Here is a 20,241-nt window from a genome sequence, read left to right as displayed (position 1 = left end):
GTGGTCATCGCGCCACCTCCAGCTTCTCGGTCGTGGCGGCTCCGGCGGCCTGGACGGCGAGTTCGGCGCCGACCCGCTGCTGCTGGCGCCGGAGGCCGTAGCGGCGTACGAGTTCGTAGGCGATGACGACGCACAGGACGATGACGCCCTGGAGCACGCCGAGGATCTCCTTGTCGTAGCCGATCACTTCAAGGTGGTTGGTGGTGCGCTCCAGGAAGCCCCAGAGAAGAGCAGCGAGGGCGATGCCGACCGGGTTGTTGCGGCCGAGGAGCGCGATCGCGATCCCGGTGAAGCCGATGCCCAGCGGGAAGTCGTTGCTGTACATGTGGCTCTCGTTGAGCAGGGTCGGCATCCCGATCAGTCCGGCCATGCCGCCCGAGAGGATCATGCTGGTGACGACCATCTTCTTGACGCTGACGCCGCTCGCGGCGGCGGCCGACTCGGACTGGCCGACGGCGCGCAGGTCGAAGCCGAAGCGGGTGCGGCCGAGGACGAACCAGTAGGCGAGACCGGCCAGTACGGCGACGAGGAGGAAGCCCCAGAGCAGTCCGGCCGGGCCCATGTCGATGGTGAAGAACCACGACGACTCGGGCAGCGGCTTGGTGGAGACCAGGGTGCCCGCCTCGTCGAGCTGCCCGAGCCGTTCCGGCTGGATCAGATAGCCGATGATCGCGGTGGCTATGGAGTTCAGCATGATCGTCGAGATGACCTCGCTGACCCCCCGGGAGGTCTTGAGGACACCGGCGATCCCGGCCCACATCGCGCCGACCAGCATCGCGACGATGATGATCAGCGGGATCTGGACGATGCCCGGCAGATCGAGCGTGCCGCCGACGACGGCGGCGAAGAAGGCCGCGATGCGGTACTGCCCGTCGACCCCGATGTTGAAGAGGTTCATCCGGAAGCCGATGGCGACCGCGACGCCCGCGAGGTAGTAGGTGGTCGCCTTGTTGAGGATGTAGACCTGGCTGTCGCTGGCGGAGCCGTACGACACCATGTCGCTGAACGCCTCGAAGGGGTTCTTGCCGGTGGCGGCGATGACCAGCGCGGTGACGACCAGCGCGGCGACCACGGCCAGGACGGGTGCGGCGACCGCGAGGATCAGCCGCTCCTTGTCGATCCGGGAGGTGAGCTTCTTCATCGGTCCTCTCCCCCGGCTCCGTCGCCTGAGGTGCTTGAGGTGCCTGGGGTACGTGAGGCGACGGTGTCCGGGGCCTCCAGATGGCCGGTGGCGGCGCCCGTCATCGCGGAGCCCAGCTCCTCGGGGGTGATCGTGGCGGGATCGGCGTCGGCGACCAGCCGGCCCCGGTACATCACACGCAGGGTGTCGGACAGGCCGATCAGCTCGTCCAGGTCGGCGGAGATCAGCAGGACCGCGAGGCCGCCGCGGCGCGCCTCCCTGATCTGGTCCCAGATCTGCGCCTGCGCGCCGACGTCCACACCCCGGGTGGGGTGCGCGGCGATCAGCAGCTTGGGGCTGTGGCTCATCTCGCGGCCGACGATCAGCTTCTGCTGGTTGCCGCCGGAGAGGGAGGCCGCGGTGACATCGATCCCGGGGGTGCGTACGTCGTACTCGCGCACGATCCGCTCGGTGTCGAGCCGGGCGGCCCCCGCGTCGATCAGTCCGCGCCGGGAGTTGGGGCGCTCGGTGACATGGCCGAGGATGCGGTTCTCCCAGAGGGGCGCCTCCAGCAGCAGGCCGTGCCGGTGGCGGTCCTCGGGGATGTAGCCGATGCCGCTCTCGCGCCGCCGGCGGGTGGGCGCGTGGGAGATGTCGGTGGTGTCGAGGGTGATGACCCCGCCGTCGGGGTCGCGCATGCCCATGATCGCCTCGACCAGTTCGGCCTGCCCGTTGCCCTCGACGCCCGCGATGCCCAGGACCTCGCCCCGGTGGATGGTGAAGTCGATGCCGGCGAGGACCTCCCGTACGACACCGTCGGTGTCGGTGGCGGTCAGCCGCAGATCCCGGACGGTCAGGGCGGGGGTGCCGGTGACCGTCGACTCACGGGTCTCCGGGGAGGGCAGCTCGCTGCCGACCATCAGCTCGGCGAGCTGGCGGGAGGTGGTGGTACGCGGGTCCGCGGTGCCCACGGTCGTACCGCGGCGTATGACGGTGATCTCGTCCGCGACCGACAGCACCTCGCCCAGCTTGTGGGAGATGAAGATGACGGTCAGGCCCTCGGACTTCAGCTCGCGCAGATTGTCGAAGAGCGCCTCGACCTCCTGCGGGACGAGGACCGCGGTGGGCTCGTCGAGGATCAGGGTGCGCGCGCCCCGGTAGAGGACCTTGAGGATCTCCACCCGCTGCCGGTCGGCGACGCCGAGTTCCTCGACGAGGACATCGGGCCGTACGCCGAGGCCGTACGCGTCCGAGATCTCCTGGATCTTGGCGCGGGCGCGGGAGCCGATGCCGTAAAGCTTCTCGCCGCCGAGGGCGACGTTCTCCAGGACGGTGAGGTTGTCGGCGAGCATGAAGTGCTGGTGCACCATGCCGATGCCGCGCGCGATGGCGTCCGCGGGGCTGCCGAAGGTGACCTGGTCACCGTCGACGGTGATGGTTCCCTCGTCGGGCTTCTGCATCCCGTAGAGGATCTTCATCAGGGTCGACTTGCCGGCGCCGTTCTCGCCGCAGAGGGCGTGCACCGTACCTCTGCGCACGGTGATGTCGATATCGCTGTTGGCGACGACGCCGGGGAAGCGTTTGGTGATGCCGCGCAATTCGACGGCGGGAGGGCTGGACGCGTTGATGGCGCACTCTCCTCGGAGGAAGGAGCGGTGGGGCGGGGGGCGTGGCTCGGTGAGCGGGGGGCCTGGCCGGCCCGGCTGGCTCGGCTTGCGTGACGCTAGCGCGCCAACTCTGGCCTACGCGCGTAGAGTTGACACATCGTTATGGGCCCGGGGAGAGGGGGTGAATACCTCCCCCCGGGCCCGTACGCTCAGCCGGCGACGGGACCGGGAACGGCCCGGGACCGGGGGCCGCGGCAGGTCATGGGCCGGGTCACGGAGTGGTCTTGACCGTGATCGAGCCGTCGACGATCTTCTGCTTGGCGGCGTCGATCTTGGGCTGGATGTCGGTGATGAAACCACCGCTCGTGGCGAGCGAGACGCCGTCCTTGGCCAGCGAGTAGCTGTTGGTGCCGAGCAGCGGCTTCTTGTCGTTGACCGACTTGATCAGGTCGTAGACGCCGACATCGACGTTCTTGACGACCGAGGTCAGGATCGAGTCCTTGTACTTGGCGAGCGAGGCCTGGTTGTACTGGTCGGAGTCGACGCCGATCGCCCAGGCGCCCTTGACGCCGTTGACGGCCTCGATGGCGCCGGAACCGGAGGAGCCGGCGGCCGTGTAGATCACATCGGCGCCGTTGTCGAGCATGCCCTGAGCCGCGGCCTTGCCCTTGTCGGGGCTGGCGAAACCGGAGGTGTCCGAGCCGTGCGAGAGGTACTGGACATCGACCTTCAGGCTCTTGTCGGTGTCCTTGACGCCCTGGACGAAGCCCGCCTCGAACTTCTTGATCAGCGGGACGTCCACACCGCCTATGAAGCCGACGTGCTTCTTCTGGGTCTTCAGCGCCGCGGCGACACCGGCGAGGTACGAGCCCTGCTCCTCGGTGAAGACGATGTTGTCGACGTTCTTCGCGTCCACGACGGAGTCGACGATGCCGAAGGTGGTGTCGGGGAACTTGACCGCCACCTGCTTCATCGAGTTGGAGTACGCGTAGCCGATGCCGACGACCGGGTTGTAGCCGGCCTGGGCGAGCTGGGTGAGGCGCTCGACGCGGTCGGCCTCGGTGTCGGTGGTCTTGGCGGTCAGTTCCTTGAGTTCACCGCCGAACTCCGCCTTGGCCTTGTCCGCACCGCGCGCGGCGGAGTCGTTGAAGGAGTGGTCGCCACGGCCGCCCACGTCGTAGGCGATACCGACCTTGACGCCGGCGGCGGCGGAAGCGGAGCTCTTGTCGTTCTCCTTGGCCTTGTCGGCCGAAGTGCTGCCACACGCGGTGGCAGTCAGAGCGAGCGCGGCGGAGGCGAGGCTCGCCGCAGCAATCTTGGTTACCCGGCGCAAGAGGGTGGTCCCTTCGACCTGACCGAAGCGCCTCTTCCGGCGCTGGTTTCGCGGCGATCGTAACGCGCGTAGATGTCAGATAAAGACCCGTACGGAAGCTGTTATCGGATCGTCGCGAACGGGAGGTGAAGGGAGGTGTTCATGGCCGGTTACAAACGGTTTCCGTCGGGGTTTCCGTCGATCAGAGCGGCCGCCGTGAACAGCTCCACACCGACCGCGATCGCCTGCTCGTCGACATCGAAATCGCCACGGTGCAGGTCGTACCGGGCCTGGCTGCCCGGCGTACGGACACCCAGCCGGGCCATCGCGCCCGGCACATGCTCCAGGTACCAGGAGAAGTCCTCGCCGCCGAGGCTCTGCTCGGTGTCCTCGATCGCATACGATCCGCGGCGCGCGGTCTGGGCGGCGCGCAGCAGCTCCGTGATCACCGGGTCGTTGACGACCGGCGGCACGCCCCGGACGTAGTTGATCTGGGTCTTGGCGTGGTGAAGTGTCGCGATCTCGTCGATCGCGGCATGGACCAGGTCCGGGGCTTCGCGCCAGGCGGGCAGGTCCAGGCAGCGGACGGTGCCGGAGAGTTCGGCGTGCTGCGGGATCACATTGCAGGCGTGGCCGGCCTCGATACGGCCCCAGGTGACGGCGAGGCCGGAGCGTGCGTCGACGCGGCGGGCCAGCAGGGCGGGGACCTCGGTGGCGACCTTGGCGACGGCGGTGACCATGTCGGTGGTCAGATGCGGGCGCGCGGTGTGGCCGCCGGGCCCGTCGAGGGTGATTTCGAGCCGGTCGCAGGCGGAGGTGATGGGCCCGTGGCGCAGCCCGATCAGCCCGGCGTCGACACGGGGGTCGCAGTGGACGGCGATGATCCGGCCGACTCCGTCGAGCACCCCGTCCGCGATGGCGTCGGCGGCGCCGCCGGGCAGCACCTCTTCGGCGGGCTGGAAGATCAGACGTACGGCGTTGGGGAGCAGCCCCTGCCGGTCGAGCCCGGCGAGGACGAGCCCGGCGCCGAGGACGGCGGCGGTGTGGACGTCATGGCCGCAGGCGTGCGCGCGGTCGGGCACGGTGGAGCGGTACGGGACGCCGGTCTTGGTGTCCGGAATCGGCAGGGCGTCGATATCGGCGCGGAGCGCCAGCATGGGCCGCGTACCGTCCCAGGTCCCGACATCGCAGACCAGCCCGGTCCCGGTCCCGAGCACCCGGGGCGCGAGCCCGGCCGCCTCCAGCCGGTGCTTGAGCGCGGCGGTGGTACGGAACTCCTGATTGCCCAGCTCGGGATGCATGTGCATGTCCCGCCGGAACGCGATCAGCTCCGCCCGCAACCCCTCGGGCAACGCCCCCGGCAGCGCCGCCGCCCCGGGCTCCCCGGGCAGGTCGGCGTCTGCGGTCTGATCGGTCTGGGTCTCGCGGGACATCAGCTGGCTCACCTGTTGAAGACTAGGCCCCTTCAGGGATCAACGACGCCACGATCAGCAAAATTTCAGCCACCGGAGCGAAGAAACCCGGCGTGGGAGTGCATGGCGGGGCGAGGCAGCGGGTATACCGGGCCGATTCGCCGAGGGGCGGGTGTTCCCGGAGCAGCCGGTCCAGGTCCGATCTGTACTCTCCGAGGGTGACCACGGTGACAGACATCGATGTCCGCAATACGCAGCACTGCGAGACGACAGCCCTTGGGGTGCTGCTGCGGCACCAGGGGCTCGATCTGTCGGAGCCCATGCTCTTCGGCCTCGGCTCCGGTCTCTCCTTCGTCTACTGGGACAGCAAGAACATGGGTTTCCCCTTCCTCGGGGGACGGGTCAAGCCCTTCGACCTCACCAGGAACCTGGCCGCCGGACTCGGGCTGGAGCTTCTGGTGCAGGAGACCACCTCGCCGCGCAGGGCATGGGAAAACGTGGCGGCCCTCATCGACGCCGGCCGCCCCGTCGGACTGCAGCTCGACAGCTACTACCTGGACTACTTCGGGTCGAAGGTGCACTTCGGCGGTCATGTAGTCGCCATGTACGGCTACGACGACCACGCCGCCTACCTGGTGGACACCGGCCAGCAGGGCGGAGCGGTGTCCACCAGCCTGGCCGGCCTCGCCCAGGCCAGAGCAGCACGCGGCCCGATGACCGCCAGGCACCGCTCCTTCACCCTCACCGCTCCGCGGAACCCGCCCTCACCGCGGGGCCGGATCATCCCCGCCATCACCGCCTGCGCCGACGCCTTTCTCAACCCGCCCATCGCCAACCTCGGCCACCGGGGCATCGAGAAAGCGGGCAAGCTGGTACGCACATGGCTCCAGCGCACCGACGACCCGCAGCGGGATCTGCCGCAGGCTGCGCTCTTGATGGAGAAGGCCGGAACCGGCGGCGCGCTGTTCCGTAACCTCTACCGCGACTTCCTCGCCGAATGCGCCGAGCTGCTCGACAGCAGCCACCTGCGCACCGGTCACACGCTGTACACCGAGGCAGCCACCCTGTGGACGGAAACGGCAACGCTGATCAAGCAGGCCGGTGAATCGGGCGAGGAGCGGTTCCTCGTTCAGGCCGGCGCGGTCCTGGGCGATCTTTCGCGCATGGAGCGCGAGGCCATGCAAGCGCTGGCCTGCCTGGAGGCATGAGCCCCACTCCGTCAGCCGTACTCATCGCAGCGTGAGCGTCGTCTCGGATTCCACTCGCGACAGCTTCTCCGGGTTGCGGACGTAGTAGAGGCCCGTGATACGCGCGGCCTCGACTCGGATCGCCATGACGCCGTCGATCTCGCCGTCCAGGCGTACGACGAGTGCCGGGTTGCCGTTGACCAGGGTGAGGTCGCTGCTGAGCCGGTCCGCGAACTTGCCGCTGCCGCCGAGGATGAAGCGGCCCGCCTTGTCGGCGCCGATGACCGGTCGTAGGGCGGCCTGCTTGAGGCCGCCGCCGTCGCCCACGAGGACGACGTCCGGGGCGAGTACGTCGAGGAGGCCCTGGAGGTCGCCGGTTTCGAACGCGCGCTGGAACGATTCCAGCACCGCCCGGGTCTCGCCGGCGGAGACCACCTCGCGCGGGCGGCGGGCATCGACGTGCCGGCGGGCACGGTGCGCGATCTGGCGTACGGCCGCGGGGCTCTTGTCGACGGCGGCCGCGATCTCGTCGTAGCCGACATCGAAGACCTCGCGCAGCACGAAGACGGCGCGCTCCGTCGGCGACAGCGTCTCAAGGACGAGCATCAGCGCCATCGACACACTCTCGGCGAGTTCGACGTCCTCGGCCACGTCCGGCGCGGTGAGCAGCGGTTCGGGCAGCCACGGGCCGACATACGCCTCCTTGCGGCGCTTCATCGCGCGCAGCCGGTTGAGCGACTGCCGGGTCGTGATCCGGACCAGATAGGCGCGCTGGTCGCGCACCTGAGCGAGGTCGACCTCGGCCCACCGCAGCCAGGTTTCCTGGAGGACGTCCTCGGCGTCGGCCGCCGATCCGAGCATCTCGTACGCGACGGTGAAGAGCAGGTTGCGGTGGGCGATGAATGTCTCGGTCGCCGGGTCGGTGGTGGGGTGGTCGCTCATGTCCGGGTCCCTCTCCTTCACGGTCGGCTGGCTCCCCTTGCACGGTCGGCCGGCTCCCCTTGCCGAACGCCGTCAAGCCGTCGCCACCGCCTCGTCGCGCCTGGCCCGCAGCGACTCCCGGCGCTTGGGACCGCCTGATACACGGTGCAGGCTGTACGAACCGGGCTTGCGTGCCTCGTCGGCCAGATACTTGACGGTGCCCTTGCACACGAACTCCTTGAGCGTCGCGGCGAGGCGGCCGTCGATGTGGAACCGCGTCGCGACATCGTCCCTGTGGGCGAGCTGGACGATACCGTCGCGCCGGCCCAGGCTGAGGCACTGGCCGGCGAACAGCTCCTTGAGGGGCGAGGGCCGCTCACCCGCGATCCGGCTGAGCACCGTGTCCGCGGCCCGCGCGCCCAGAGGGATCGCGGCCTGGCAGCTCATCCGCAGCGGCAGGTCCGACGGTGCCGCCGAGTCGCCCGCCGCAAGGATGTGGGCGTCGTCCACGCTGGTCAGCGTCTCGTCCGTGAGCAGACGGCCCAGGGCGTCAGTGCTCAGCCCGCTGCGGGCGGCCAGGTCCGGTACGCCGAACCCTGCGGTCCAGATGGTCACCGCGCTCGGCAGCTCGCGGCCGCCGCTGAGCCGCACGGCATCGCGCGTCACCGCCGTCACCTTCGTACCGGCGCCGTCGAGCACGGTCACTCCCAGCCCGGCCAGCCGCTCGGCCACCGAGCGGCGTCCGCGCGGGTGCAGGTACGGGCCGAGGGCTCCGCCGCAGACGAGGGTCACGGTACGGCCCAGCTCCGCCAGTTCGGCGGCGGTCTCGATACCGGTCGGACCGGCTCCGACAACCGTCACCGCGGCCGTGGCGGGCGCGGCGTCGAGGACCGGCCGCAGCCGTCGCGCCTCCTCCAGGCCGGCGATCGGGTGGGCGAACTCGGCCGCTCCGGGCACCCGCGGGTCGGCGCTGCCGCTGCCCACCGCGTACAGCAGATAGTCGTAGCCGACCGTGCCGCCCGACTCCAGCGTCACGCCGCGCCCGGCCGCGTCGATCTCTGTCGCGGTGTCGACCACCAGCCGGACGCGCTCGCCGAGGACCTCGCGGTAGTCGACGACCGCATCGTCGGATCCGCCCACCAGTTGGTGCAGGCGGATCCGCTGGACGAAGGTCCGGCGCGGGTTGATCAGGGTCACGGTCACGTCGTCGCGCCGCGTCAGCCGATTGGCCGCCATGACGCCGGCGTATCCGCCGCCGATGACGACCACATCAGTGTTCTCAGCCATGAGGTCTCCTCCGTTTCCAGGGGTTCGACCTCAAGACACCGCGTGACCGGTTGTTGTGACAGCATGTGAGGCAGGTCACGCGCCTCACCCGCGCCCGCGACCCGGGCCCCCGGACTACGCCGGTGAAGCCGTCGTCGGCAGTCTGTGCACATCCTTCGCGGTCGTCGTCACTCCCGACAGGAAGCCCTGGGCCCGCGGCGACGCCGAGGACTTGAGCCACTCCGGGGCGATGTCGCAGACCGCGACGCGTACGCCCGTACCCGCGAGGGCCAGGGGCAGGGTGTGGACGACCGTGGAGGGGAAGCTGAGGATCGTGCTGCCCACCGGGCCCCGGCGGGCGATCAGTTCCAGGGGGAGGTCCGGGCGGACGATCTCCAGGCCGGTGACCAGGTGGAGGCGGTGGAGCTTGTCCGCGGACTCGCGCCGGTGGGCGAAGTAGCGGGCCGCCTTGTGGGTACGGGCGAGGGCGGTGACCGCCTCGATGTACTGGTCCGCGTCGACCACGCCCGTCTCGACCAGCGAGGTGCCGACCATGTCCGCGCCCTCGTGGACCCGGGGCGGGCCGAAGGTGGCCCTGGTCCACTCGAAGGTGTTGGGGGTGACGCTGATCCCGGCCGGTATGTCCTCGACGGGCATCGAGGTGAAGACCTCCACCGGCCGGGCGGCGGACGGCGTCAGCCGCCGCCGCGCGGCGGCGGTGACCGGTGCGAGGACCAGTTCGCGCGGCCCGCGGGAGCCGCCGCGCCGGTGCCAGCGCACCAGCCGCTCGCCGCGGGCGATCTGCCCGATGAACTCCATGGTCGCGGTGCCGTCGTCCACGACCGTCAGTTCCTTGGTGCCGACCAGGGTCAGCAGGAGCTGTACGTAACGCGAGAACGGATCGCCTATGACGATCCGGCCCGCGCGCCGCAGCAGCGGCGCCAGCTCCCGTACGGTCCGCAGGGGCGCCCCCGCACCACCGCGCGCGTCCTGCCAGCGCACGGTGAAGCCCTCGTCCCGGGCCAGCTCCGCCATCCGCCGGAGCTGGCCGCGCGACATGGGATCGGTGGGCGAGAGTACGACGACGGTGAGCGTGTCACTCGCGTCGCGTGTCGCACACGCGTCACCCGTCGCACTCGCGTGCGCCCACTCCAGCACATTGAGCAGCTGGACCGGGCTCTCCACGAAAGCGATCGCACGAGGGTGCGGGGGGCGGCCCCCGCTGGGACCGGTCATGGGTGTCAGACCGCCGAGGACTCAGCCGCGGCAGACTCGGCGACGACGCCCGCGACCCGGCGGAGCTTCTTCATCGGGCCCAGCTCCGACTCGTACACCTTCTTGACACCGTCACCGAGGGACGCCTCGATGGTGCGGATGTCGCGGACCAGGCGCTGGAGGCCCTGCGGCTCGACCGAGGCGGCCTGGTCCGAGCCCCACATGGCGCGGTCGAGGGTGATGTGGCGCTCGACGAAGGTGGCGCCGAGGGCGACGGCGGCGAGGGTGGTCTGCAGACCGGTCTCGTGGCCGCTGTAGCCGATCGGCACGTTCGGGTACTCGGCCTGGAGCGTGTTGATCACGCGCAGGTTGAGCTCCTCGGCCTTCGCCGGGTACGTCGAGGTGGCGTGGCAGAGCAGGATGTTGTCGCTGCCCAGGACCTCGACCGCGTGCCGGATCTGCTTCGGCGTCGACATGCCGGTGGAGAGGATGACCGTACGGCCGGTGGCGCGCAGCGCGCGCAGCAGCTCGTCGTCGGTCAGGGAGGCGGAGGCCACCTTGTGGGCCGGCAGGTCGAACTTCTCAAGGAAGGCGACGGCCTCGGTGTCCCACGGGGAGGCGAACCAGTCGATACCGCGCTTCTTGCAGTGCTCGTCGATGGCGCGGTACTCGTCCTCGCCGAACTCGACGCGGTGGCGGTAGTCGATGTACGTCATCCGGCCCCAGGGGGTGTCGCGCTCGATGTCCCACTGGTCGCGCGGGGTGCAGATCTCCGGGGTGCGCTTCTGGAACTTGACCGCGTCACAGCCCGCCTCGGCGGCCACATCGATCAGGGCGATGGCGTTGTCCAGCTCGCCGTTGTGGTTGATGCCGATCTCACCCGTGACATAGACGGGCTGGCCGGGGCCGGCGGTCCGCTTCCCGAAGGTCCGCAGGCGCGAGGTGGCGTCGGTGCTCATGGGTGGGTCCTTACTTGTTGAGGGTGTTCATGTGGGGGGTCTGGAGACCCGGACCGAGGAGCCAGGCGGCGATCTCACGGATCGCCCCTTCGCCGCCGGGGGTCGTGGTGACGGCACGCGCGCCGGCGCGTACGGCGTCATGGGCGCTCGCGACGGCCACCGGCCAGCCGACGAGGCCGAAGCACGGGAGATCATTGACGTCGTTGCCGACGTACAGCACCCGCTCGGGGGCGATCCCGTGCTCGTCGCACCACTGCTTGAGTGCGAGGTCCTTGCGGTCGATGCCATGGAGCACCGGCATCTGGAGCTTGCGGGCGCGCGCGGCGACGACCGGGTTCTGCTCGGTGGAGAGGATGAGCAGCTCAAGACCGGAGCGGCGCAGCGCGGCGATACCGAGCCCGTCGCCGCGGTGCACGGTGACGGTCTCGCGGCCCTCCGAGTCGATCATCACTTTGTCGTCGGTCTGGGTCCCGTCGAAGTCGAGGACGACGGCGTCGACGTCCTCAAAGGTAGGGAGGACGGCCGGGTCGAGCAGCGGCGCGAGGGCGCGGGCGCGGGCCAGGTCGTGCGGATCGTCGATCTCCAGCACCCGGGCGGCGTCGGTCTTGACGAGCGCGGTACGGCCGAAGAAGCGGTGGTTGGCGGCGCGAAAGCCGTCGGCGCGCATCGCGTAGGCGGCGCCGGTCTCCAGGTACTCCTGGGGACGGTCCTGCCTGCGCGGCCGGTTCGCCTTGTCGTGGTTGACGCCGTAGCCGCCGGAGGCTCCGGCGTCGGCGCTGCCCGCGCTGTCCTCGCGCCAGATGAAGCCGTGGGTGGGCGCGACGGTCAGCGCGCTGTCGGCGCCGTCCTCGGTGACCGCGCCCGCGACACCGTCGAGGTCCTCGGCCGTGATGAACGGGCTGGTGCACTGGACGAGCAGTACGACATCGGCGGCCACGCCGCGCATCGCCTCGTACGCGTCCATGGCGTGCAGGACCGCGGCCTCGCTGGTCGCGGTGTCGCCGGCGATGGCCGCGGGGCGCAGGACGACCTCGGCTCCGGCGTTGCGTGCCGCCTCGGCGATGGCGGCGTCGTCGGTCGACACGACGACATCGGTGACGCGCCGGGCGGCCAGGCTCGCGCGGACGGCGCGGACGACGAGGGGGACACCGCCGACGGGGGCGAGGTTCTTCGCGGGTACGCCTTTGGATCCGCCGCGTGCGGGAATTACCGCGAGGACGGTCATCTGTACTCCTTGGTCCGCGGGGAATGCCTCCGCGGCGGGTTGCTCTGCGGCTCGTGCTTCTGGCTGGGCTGATGCCGTGCGGCTTCTTGCTGTGCGTGCGGTACGGGGCCGTGCTCCGCGGGTCTGTGCTTCACCGGGCCGTGCCCTGCCCGGCGTACGGAGACGGGCTCCGCGGGGTCGTGCTGTTCCGCGGCCCGTGGCCGCCGAGTCCTGTGCGGGGTGGCGCCGGGGTTCACAGGTCGCCCATGCGCCGGATGACGGGGGCAACCCGCTGTACGCCGTGCCGGTACGCGCCGCGCGCCGCTCCCCGTACCGCCTCGCGCACCACACGGCGGACCGAGCCGCTGCCGCCCGACGCGGCCTTCGCGGCCGACGGCAGCGAAGTGCCGTCCGCGGCCAGGTGGTAGCGGGCGAGGAGCCCGGGGAGATAGCCGGGCGCGGTGGTGGCCGTGTAGTACGGGTCCAGCGGCGGCAGCACCGGTCCGTCCAGCAGCTTCGCGACCCGCTTGCGCGCCTGGTCGAAGGACGAGGAGTACGAGCCGTCCGCCGCGACACCCTGCCGGTCCGCCCAGACGGCGTCGGCCTTCGGGCGTCCGCCGCCGTCGAGCTGGTCCCAGGAGGCCAGGCAGCCGGAGCCGATGAAGTGGTGGTTGCCGAGCGGCTCGCGCACCCCGAGATCGGTGAGGATCGCGGTGGGGATGCGCCGGTGCAGGGCTTCCAGGGCCGCGGTCGAGGAGACGGTGACCAGCAGGTCCGTACGGTCGAGGACCTCGCCCATGTTCCCGTACACCAGCTTGAAGTTGGGCGGCAGACCGCCCGGCACCTTCTCGGCGAGCCGCTGGTACGGGAACTCCTCCACATGTGTGGTGTGCTCGCCGATCTTGCTGCGCAGCTTCAGCAGGACCTCGCGGCGCGGATGCAGCCGCGCGTGCTCGACGAGGCGCTTCAGCAGATACGAGCGGTCGGCGCGGTTCGCCGGTACGGACGGCTGGGCGGCGAAGACGACGGTGTCGCGGCCCTCCTCGGGCACATAGCGCTCACCGCCGAGGAACGGCAGGGCGGCCTCGGTGACCGAGGAGGCGTCGGCGCCCACGCCCTCGTACACCGCGCGGAAGCGCTGGCCGTCGTAGCGGGAGTTCGCCAGGACGATGTCCGCGCCGTGCCGCAGCAGCAGACCGTCCGAGAGCTTCTCGTACACCACGCCCACATAGCCGGTGACGATGGCCGGCCGGTCTTCGAGGTCCAGCGCCGCTATGCCGTGCAGCATCGCCTGGACGGCGCCGCCGACCAGGGCGAGCACGACCAGGTCGTACTCCTGCTCGCGCAGCATCTGGAGGAAGGCGGTGCCGGTGACCTCACGTGTCTCAGCCTCCGCACCGACCTCCGCGAGCTGCCGGGCGGTGGGCGTGGCTCGGCCACGCAGCAGATAGCCGCTCAGCTCTATGGAGCGGCCTTCCGGTGTGATGCGGCGCGCGGTGAGCGCACCCCACTTCCACCGGGTGTCGGAGTCGGCGAGCACTGCGACCCGGACCGCTTCGTTGGTACGTGATGGCACGACGAGGACGTTAGAAAGAGTTTCCGTTTGTCCGCCGAACTCAATGGCAATAAAGGGTTAACAGCAGATCTACGGATGGCGACAAAGCCCGGGGAACAGCCGGGAAGCAGCCACAGAACGGCCAAAAGCCGACGGGTTCACCATTCCGCCATGCTTCGTTCACCTGCCATGCGTCCGGAAGTCAGAACGAATGACGTGCCGCCCCCTAGCGTCACGGCTGTGGTCAAGCTCTCCGTCGTCGTGCCGTTCTACAACGTGCAGACATACGCCCTCGAAACCCTCAGAAGCCTCCGCGCGAACACCCGCGCTGACTTCGAGTTCCTGTTGGTCGACGACTGTTCGACCGATGGAACCCCCCAGATCCTTGAACAGGCCGAGCGCGACCTTCCCGGGGCGGTCCTGCTCAGACATGAACGGAACGGCGGACTGGCCACCGCGCGCAACACCGGCCTGGACGCCGCGCGCGGCGAGTACGTGACCTTCCTCGACGGCGACGACTGGGTGGTGCCGGGCTACTTCGAGCAGCTCCTGGCCGCCATCGAGGGTCTCGGCGTCGACTTCATCCGTACCGACCACGTCCAGTTCACCGGCAAGGCCCGGACCGTCCACCGCGTCCCGGTCGCCCCCCGTGACACCGTGCTCAACCCGCGCGACGCGATCCTGCCCGAGTACCGCTCCACCTCGGTGGACTACGCCTTCGCCTGGGCCGGCGCGTACCACCGCCGGCTGGTCGACCGCGGTCTGGTGCACTTCAGGGACGGGCTGCGGACCGCAGAGGACCGGCCGTGGATATGGCGGCTGCACCGCGAGGCGAACACCTTCGCGGCCGTCGGCCTGCACGGCGTCATGTACCGGCGCGGGGTCGCCTCCTCCCTCACCCAGATCGGCGATGTCCGGCAGCTCGACTTCATCCGGGCCTTCGACCAGGTCCTGGCGGAGACGGCGGAGGACCCGGAGGCGGACCGGTTCCTGCCCAAGGCCGTACGGACCTACTGCGCGGTCATGGCCCATCACCTGGAATCCATCGAGAGGATGGAACCGTCAGTGGCACGGAAACTGCGCTCCCTGAGCGCGGCCGCGCTCAAGCGCATGCCCTCGGACATCCTGTCCGAGACGATCGAAGCGCTCGGCACCCGCCGGGCCGCACAGCTCCGCCGGGTACGCCGCCGTCCCGTCTCCCGCTCCATGGAGGTCCAGGTCTGATGGCGGGCACGTCCACCATTCAGCTCTTCTTCGCGGCCACGCAGTACGCGGCCGCCACCGTGACCGCGGCGCTGCGGTCGGGACAGTTCGGGGCGCGGGCGGACCACCGGCGCATCCTGGTGGTCAGCGATGTCTCGACCTCGCCCGAGCTGGGCAGGCCGTTCAACGAGCTGCCCGGTTTCGACCGGCTGCGGCCGGAGTTCGACGAGGTCCGCTCGTGGAACGACTTCATCCACCCGTTCCACCCGGCGGGCTGGGGCCCGCGCGAGCAGGACGCGGCGATGTGGCAGCGGGCGGTCCGCAGGGAGTGGAACCTGGGCGACGCGCCGGTCGAGATCGCCTGCGAGTCCATCCAGGCCAACCCGTCCCAGGCCGTCGCCATGATCTTCGGCGAGAGCCCGATCCATATCTACGCGGACGGGCTGATGAGCTACGGGCCCACCCGCTCCAAGCTGGACCCGCTGATCGGCGGACGCGTCGAGCGGCTGCTCCATCTGGATCTGGTGCCGGGGCTGAGGCCGCTGCTGCTGACCGAGTTCGGGGTCGAGCCCGAGATCATCCCGACGGACGCCTTCGTGAAGGTGCTCGCCGAGCTGGCGGACGCGGAGCCGGACGCCGGGGCGCTGGACGCCGGGGCGTCTTCGGACCGTACGGAGGACGGCGCGGCGGGTCCCGCGCTGGTGCTGGGCCAGTATCTGTCCGTGCTCGACATCCTCACCGTCCAGGAAGAGGAGGAGCTGCACGTACGGATGCTCCGGGGCGCCGTCGCGCGCGGCCACAAGCACGTCGTCTTCAAGCCGCACCCCTCGGCGCCCGCGCAGTGGTCGCGGCGGCTGGAGGAGGAGGCCGAGCGGCTCGGTGCGCGGCTGACCGTACGGTCCGGGCCGGTGCTCGCCGAGGTGCTCTACCAGCGGCTCAATCCGGCGCTGGTGGTGGCCTGCTTCTCGACCGCGCTGCTCACGGCGGCCACGTTCTACGATCTGCCGGTCGCCCGCGCCGGTACGGAACTGCTGCTGGAGCGGCTCACCCCGTACCAGAACAGCAACCGGGTGCCGGTGACGATCGTGGACGCGCTGCTGCCGCCGCTGGAGGGCGACGGCGGGCACGAGCCGGACGAGCACCTTCCCGAGCTGGTCTCCACCGTCGGGTTCGCGATGCAGCCGCAGATCTACGCGCGGCTGCGGCCCACGGCGGAGAGCTTCCTCTCGGAGCATCTGTCGCCGCGGGTGCTGAAGTACTTCAAGCGCCGCCGGCTCACCTCGCTGGCGCTGCCGGGCGGGGTGCCCGCCCAGCTCGCGTTCCTGCCGCGCAACGCGACGGTACGCAGGGTGGCGCGGAGCGCGCGGTCGATCAAGAGGGCGACGCTCGGCTGAGATCCGGGCGGGCAAGCGGGAAGCGGGGTGCGGCGCTCTGGGCGCGGCACCCCGCTTCGCTGTCCGGCGTCGGCCACTGCCAGGAGGCGCTGTCAGGCGCTGCTCAGGGTGAGTTTCACCGCGAAGCCCAGGAACAGGGCGCCCGCCGCCGAGGTCATGCCGGCCGAGAGGCGCTTGCGGCGGCGGAAGGCGGCGGCCAGGTGGGTGCCGCCGAAGATCAGGGCGGAGAGATAGAGGGCGCTGGCCAGATTGGCGAGCGCCCCGAGCAGCACGAAGGACAGCGCGGGGTGCGCGTACCCCGGGTCGACGAACTGCACGAAGAAGGAGATGAAGAAGAGGATCGCCTTCGGGTTCAGCAGGCTGGTCAGCAGGGCCCTGCGGTACGGGCGCTCGGCCGTGTCCGGCGCGGTCGTACCGGGCTCGGTGGCGGCCTCCTCGCGCTGGTGCCGGGTGCGCCAGAGCGCCCGGGCCGCGCGCAGCATCCCGACCGCGAGCCAGGTCAGATAGCCGGCGCCCGCGTATTTGACGATGCCGAAGAGCAGTTCATTGCCCTGGAGGAGCGAGGCGACGCCCGCGGCGGACAGCACCATGAGAACGGTGTCGCCGCACCAGACGCCGGCCGCGGCGGTATAGCCCGCGCGTATGCCGCGCCTCGCGGCGACGGAGAGCACGTAGAGGGAGTTCGGTCCCGGCAGTAGAACGATCAGAACGAGGCCGACCAGATAGGTCGGAAGATCAGTGACACCCAGCATGGACGGGAGTCTCGCACACGCGCACGAACGAAATCGTACGGATTGGTGTCCAGCGACTGCGTACCGCCGAGGACCGCCGCGAGCCCCCGGACCGAGCCAGACCCCGGGCCCGGGTCCGCGCCCGCCCCCGCGCCCCGGACCGGCCCCGGATCGGCCGCACCGCGTGCACGTCTCCGAACCCGGGCCGCCCGTCTCAGAACGTGTGCGTCGGCTCGTACGTACCCCACACCTCGCGCAGCGCCCCGCACACCTCCCCCACCGTCGCCCGCGCCCTGAGCGCCGACTTCATCGGGGGCAGCACATTGTCCGTGCCCTCCGCCGCCTTCTTCAGCGCGGTCAGCGCCCCGTCCACCGCCGCCCGGTCGCGGTCCGCGCGGAGCCGGGCCAGCCGGGCCGCCTGCTGGGCCTCGATCGCGGGGTCAACACGCAACGGGCTGTACGGTTCCTCCTCGTCCAGCGTGAAGCGGTTGACCCCGACGACCACCCGCTCCCCGCTGTCCGTCTCCCGCGCCACGGCGTACGCGCTGCGCTCGATCTCGTCCTTCTGGAAGCCCCGTTCGATCGCCCCGACCGCGCCCCCCAGATCCTCGACCCGCTCCATCAGCGCGACCGCCGCCGCCTCCACCTCATCCGTCATCCGCTCGACGGCGTACGAACCGGCGAACGGGTCGACGGTCGCGGTGACATCCGTCTCGTAGGCGAGGACCTGTTGCGTACGGAGGGCGAGCCGCGCGGCCTTGTCCGTGGGCAGGGCGATGGCCTCGTCGTACGAATTGGTGTGCAGCGACTGCGTACCGCCGAGGACCGCCGCGAGCCCCTGGACCGCCACCCGTACGAGATTGACCTCGGGCTGCTGCGCGGTGAGCTGCACCCCGGCCGTCTGGGTGTGGAAGCGCAGCATCTGCGACCTGGGGTCGCGGGCGCCGAACTCGTCGCGCATGATCCTGGCCCAGATCCGGCGCGCGGCACGGAACTTGGCGATCTCTTCGAGGATCGTCGTGCGCGAGACGAAGAAGAAGGAGAGGCGTGGGGCGAAGTCGTCGATGTCCATGCCGGCGGCGACGGCCGTCCGTACGTACGCGATGCCGTCCGCGAGCGTGAACGCGATCTCCTGCGCGGGCGTGGCCCCGGCCTCGGCCATGTGGTAGCCGGAGATCGAGATGGTGTTCCACTTGGGGATCCCGGCGCGGCAGTACTGGAAGATGTCGGCGGTCAGCCGGAGCGAGGGCTTGGGCGGGAAGATGTACGTACCCCGCGCGATGTACTCCTTGAGCACGTCGTTCTGGATGGTGCCGGTCAGCGCGGAGGCGGGTACGCCCTGCTCCTCGGCGACGAGTTGGTAGAGGAGCAGAAGGAGGGCGGCGGGGGCGTTGATGGTCATCGAGGTGGAGACCTTGCCGAGCGGAATCCCGTCGAACAGCACCCGCATGTCGTCGACCGAGTCGATGGCGACCCCGACCTTGCCGACCTCGCCGCTCGCGATCGGGGCGTCGCTGTCGTGCCCCATCTGGGTCGGCAGGTCGAAGGCGACGGACAGACCGGTGGTGCCGTGGGCGATCAACTGCCGGTAACGGGCGTTGGATTCGACGGCCGTGCCGAAGCCGGCGTACTGGCGCATCGTCCAGGGCCGGCCGGTGTACATCGTCGGATAGACCCCGCGGGTGAAGGGGTACGAGCCGGGCTCGCCGAGCTTCTCCCGCGGATCCCAGCCCGCGAGCGCGCCGGGACCGTACACCGGCTCGACGGGCAGCCCGCTCTCGGTGGTCCGTACGGTCCGTGCCTCGCCGGGTCCGTCGGTCCCGGAGCTCCGGGCCTTGCCGGGTTCGCGCGCGATCATTTCCGCCTCCTCCTGCACAACCGGCCGTCAGGGCCCCCCTTCTGACGGACTGTAGTGGCGTTGGTACGGCGGGCAACGGGCCACACGCGGGGCTCCACGGCCGGAAAGGCGGACGGAAAGCGGACGGAAAGCGGACGGAAGGCGGCAGAAAGCGGCCTGAAACCTCGTCTTCGGGCTTGCGCAACCGTGCCGGGCGGCAAGCTGTCTGAGAGAAGACTGAAGGAACACGCTTCATGGGACACGGGAGAACCGGAAACAGGGGGACGACCATGCTCAGGACCTCCGCCCTACGCGCGGGATGCGCCGCGGTCGCCGTGCTGGCGGTGAGTACGGGCTGTACGGTGCCGGCCGGCGGCGGACCCGCGGGCGACGCGAAGCCGGGCGGGGGCGCGTTGGGGGCGCCCAGCGCTTCGGCGAGCGAGCCGGCGGAGCCCTCGCCGTCGGAGTCCGCGGAACCGTCGGTGCGGCCGGCCGCGGACCGTACGACGCCGCCGGCGCCGGAGCCGACGCCGAGCGAGAGCACCGCGACGCCGACGCCTTCCGAGGAGCCGTCGGAGCCGACCGAGCCGTCCAAGCCCGCCGAACCGAAGCCGGAGCCGCTGATGGCGACCGGCGACGAGAGCGGCCAGGTGCGCGAACTCCAGGCCAGGCTGCGGCAGATCGGCCACTTCGACCGCAACCCCACGGGCTACTACGGCTCCGTGACCGCCGCGGCCGTCTCGTCCTTCCAGGGCAAGCGGGGCCTGCCCCGTACCGGCGAGACGGACCTCCTCACCTGGCAGAAGCTGCTCGACAGGACGGACGAGCCGACCCGCGACGAACTGTTCCCGCCCACCACCAGGCCGGTCGCCGCCCCCGACCCGCGCTGTCTGAAGGGCCGGGTGATGTGCATCAGCAAGAACAGCCGCACCCTGGCCTGGATGGTCGACGGCAAGGTCCGCTCCGCGATGGACGTCCGCTTCGGCTCCGAGTACACCCCGACCCGCGAGGGCACCTTCTCGGTCGGCTGGAAGTCCCGCGACCATGTCTCGACGATCTACGACACCCCGATGCCGTACGCCATGTTCTTCAGCGGCGGCCAAGCGGTCCACTACTCCGCGGACTTCGCGGCCAAGGGCTACGAGGGCGCGTCGCACGGCTGCGTCAATGTCCGTGACAGGACGAAGATCGCGGCGCTCTTCAACGAGGTCCGCACGGGCGACAAGGTCGTCATCTACTGGTGAGACCTGGCGGGTGGCCGAGTGGTGGGGGGGGGGGAAGGGGGGAGGGGGGAGGGCAGCAGGAGTGGGGGGGAAGT

The 20,241-nt window shown here is 70.5% G+C and carries 16 protein-coding genes; 4 read left to right on the top strand and 12 right to left on the bottom strand.

The window, feature by feature from the left end; genetic code table 11:
* Window positions 1–4: 4 nt before the first annotated feature.
* The 4 genes from ACFU9P_RS06400 to ACFU9P_RS06385 all read right to left on the bottom strand — a co-directional run bounded on the left by ACFU9P_RS06400 (window position 5) and on the right by ACFU9P_RS06385 (window position 5,472).
* Window positions 5–1,141 carry an ABC transporter permease gene (locus ACFU9P_RS06400; protein WP_384078035.1) on the bottom strand — a complete coding sequence of 379 codons (1,137 nt, stop codon included), beginning with the start codon at window positions 1,139–1,141 and terminating at the stop codon, window positions 5–7.
* Entirely contained in the window at window positions 1,138–2,718 is a 1,581-nt protein-coding gene (locus ACFU9P_RS06395; protein WP_384078034.1) for an ABC transporter ATP-binding protein, read from the bottom strand. Before ACFU9P_RS06395 ends, ACFU9P_RS06400 begins: the two co-directional genes overlap by 4 nt.
* Before the next feature lie 280 nt (window positions 2,719–2,998).
* Window positions 2,999–4,060: a BMP family protein gene (locus tag ACFU9P_RS06390; RefSeq protein WP_376386332.1), complete on the bottom strand. Its 1,062-nt coding sequence runs from the start codon at window positions 4,058–4,060 to the stop codon at window positions 2,999–3,001.
* Between the two features lie 149 nt (window positions 4,061–4,209).
* Window positions 4,210–5,472, bottom strand: coding sequence for an amidohydrolase (locus ACFU9P_RS06385; RefSeq protein WP_384078369.1), 1,263 nt, complete (start codon window positions 5,470–5,472; stop codon window positions 4,210–4,212).
* Between the two features lie 197 nt (window positions 5,473–5,669).
* Between ACFU9P_RS06385 and ACFU9P_RS06380 the strand changes: the two genes are divergently transcribed.
* Window positions 5,670–6,659, top strand: coding sequence for a BtrH N-terminal domain-containing protein (locus ACFU9P_RS06380; RefSeq protein WP_384078033.1), 990 nt, complete (start codon window positions 5,670–5,672; stop codon window positions 6,657–6,659).
* A gap of 21 nt (window positions 6,660–6,680) precedes the next feature.
* On the opposite strand, the gene ACFU9P_RS06375 is transcribed toward ACFU9P_RS06380, so the two are convergent.
* From ACFU9P_RS06375 to ACFU9P_RS06350, 6 genes are all read right to left on the bottom strand, one after another.
* On the bottom strand, window positions 6,681–7,580 hold the full coding sequence (locus ACFU9P_RS06375; RefSeq protein ID WP_384078032.1) for an RNA polymerase sigma-70 factor: 900 nt from the start codon (window positions 7,578–7,580) through the stop codon (window positions 6,681–6,683).
* A gap of 72 nt (window positions 7,581–7,652) precedes the next feature.
* A complete protein-coding gene (locus ACFU9P_RS06370) occupies window positions 7,653–8,846 on the bottom strand; it encodes an NAD(P)/FAD-dependent oxidoreductase (RefSeq protein WP_384078031.1) in 1,194 nt (397 codons plus the stop codon).
* Between the two features lie 114 nt (window positions 8,847–8,960).
* Window positions 8,961–10,061 (bottom strand): hypothetical protein, encoded by a 1,101-nt coding sequence (locus ACFU9P_RS06365; RefSeq protein ID WP_376386324.1) that lies wholly within the window; start codon window positions 10,059–10,061, stop codon window positions 8,961–8,963.
* A 5-nt stretch (window positions 10,062–10,066) separates the two neighbouring features.
* Window positions 10,067–10,999: an N-acetylneuraminate synthase family protein gene (locus ACFU9P_RS06360; protein ID WP_376386322.1), complete on the bottom strand. Its 933-nt coding sequence runs from the start codon at window positions 10,997–10,999 to the stop codon at window positions 10,067–10,069.
* A 10-nt stretch (window positions 11,000–11,009) separates the two neighbouring features.
* On the bottom strand, window positions 11,010–12,224 hold the full coding sequence (locus ACFU9P_RS06355; RefSeq protein ID WP_384078030.1) for a cytidylyltransferase domain-containing protein: 1,215 nt from the start codon (window positions 12,222–12,224) through the stop codon (window positions 11,010–11,012).
* Window positions 12,225–12,456: 232 nt separating this feature from the next.
* Entirely contained in the window at window positions 12,457–13,779 is a 1,323-nt protein-coding gene (locus tag ACFU9P_RS06350) for a DUF6716 putative glycosyltransferase (RefSeq protein WP_384078029.1), read from the bottom strand.
* 219 nt (window positions 13,780–13,998) lie between these two features.
* Here ACFU9P_RS06350 and ACFU9P_RS06345 point away from each other — a divergent pair, with 219 nt between their 5' ends.
* Window positions 13,999–14,982, top strand: a complete 984-nt coding sequence (locus ACFU9P_RS06345; RefSeq protein ID WP_376386316.1) for a glycosyltransferase family 2 protein — start codon at window positions 13,999–14,001, stop codon at window positions 14,980–14,982.
* Window positions 14,982–16,355, top strand: a complete 1,374-nt coding sequence (locus ACFU9P_RS06340; RefSeq protein ID WP_384078028.1) for a polysialyltransferase family glycosyltransferase — start codon at window positions 14,982–14,984, stop codon at window positions 16,353–16,355. The genes ACFU9P_RS06345 and ACFU9P_RS06340 overlap by 1 nt, the downstream gene beginning before the upstream one ends.
* A gap of 92 nt (window positions 16,356–16,447) precedes the next feature.
* Here ACFU9P_RS06340 and leuE read toward each other — a convergent pair whose 3' ends face one another.
* Together leuE and ACFU9P_RS06330 are read right to left on the bottom strand one after the other, a co-directional pair.
* The gene (gene leuE / locus ACFU9P_RS06335) at window positions 16,448–17,107 is read right to left on the bottom strand and encodes a leucine efflux protein LeuE (RefSeq protein ID WP_384078027.1); all 660 of its coding nucleotides are present in this window, start codon (window positions 17,105–17,107) and stop codon (window positions 16,448–16,450) included.
* A gap of 193 nt (window positions 17,108–17,300) precedes the next feature.
* Complete coding sequence (locus ACFU9P_RS06330; RefSeq protein ID WP_384078026.1) at window positions 17,301–18,944, bottom strand: methylmalonyl-CoA mutase; 1,644 nt, start codon at window positions 18,942–18,944, stop codon at window positions 17,301–17,303.
* A 269-nt stretch (window positions 18,945–19,213) separates the two neighbouring features.
* On the opposite strand from ACFU9P_RS06330, the gene ACFU9P_RS06325 reads away from it, so the two are divergent.
* Entirely contained in the window at window positions 19,214–20,167 is a 954-nt protein-coding gene (locus tag ACFU9P_RS06325; protein WP_376386307.1) for a L,D-transpeptidase family protein, read from the top strand.
* The last annotated feature ends 74 nt before the right edge of the window (window positions 20,168–20,241 follow it).

Source organism: Streptomyces sp. NPDC057617, from assembly GCF_042800555.1.
GTDB lineage: Bacteria > Actinomycetota > Actinomycetes > Streptomycetales > Streptomycetaceae > Streptomyces.
The sequence above is the reverse complement of the archived record's forward strand: the minus strand, read 5'-3'. Positions and strand labels throughout refer to the sequence as shown.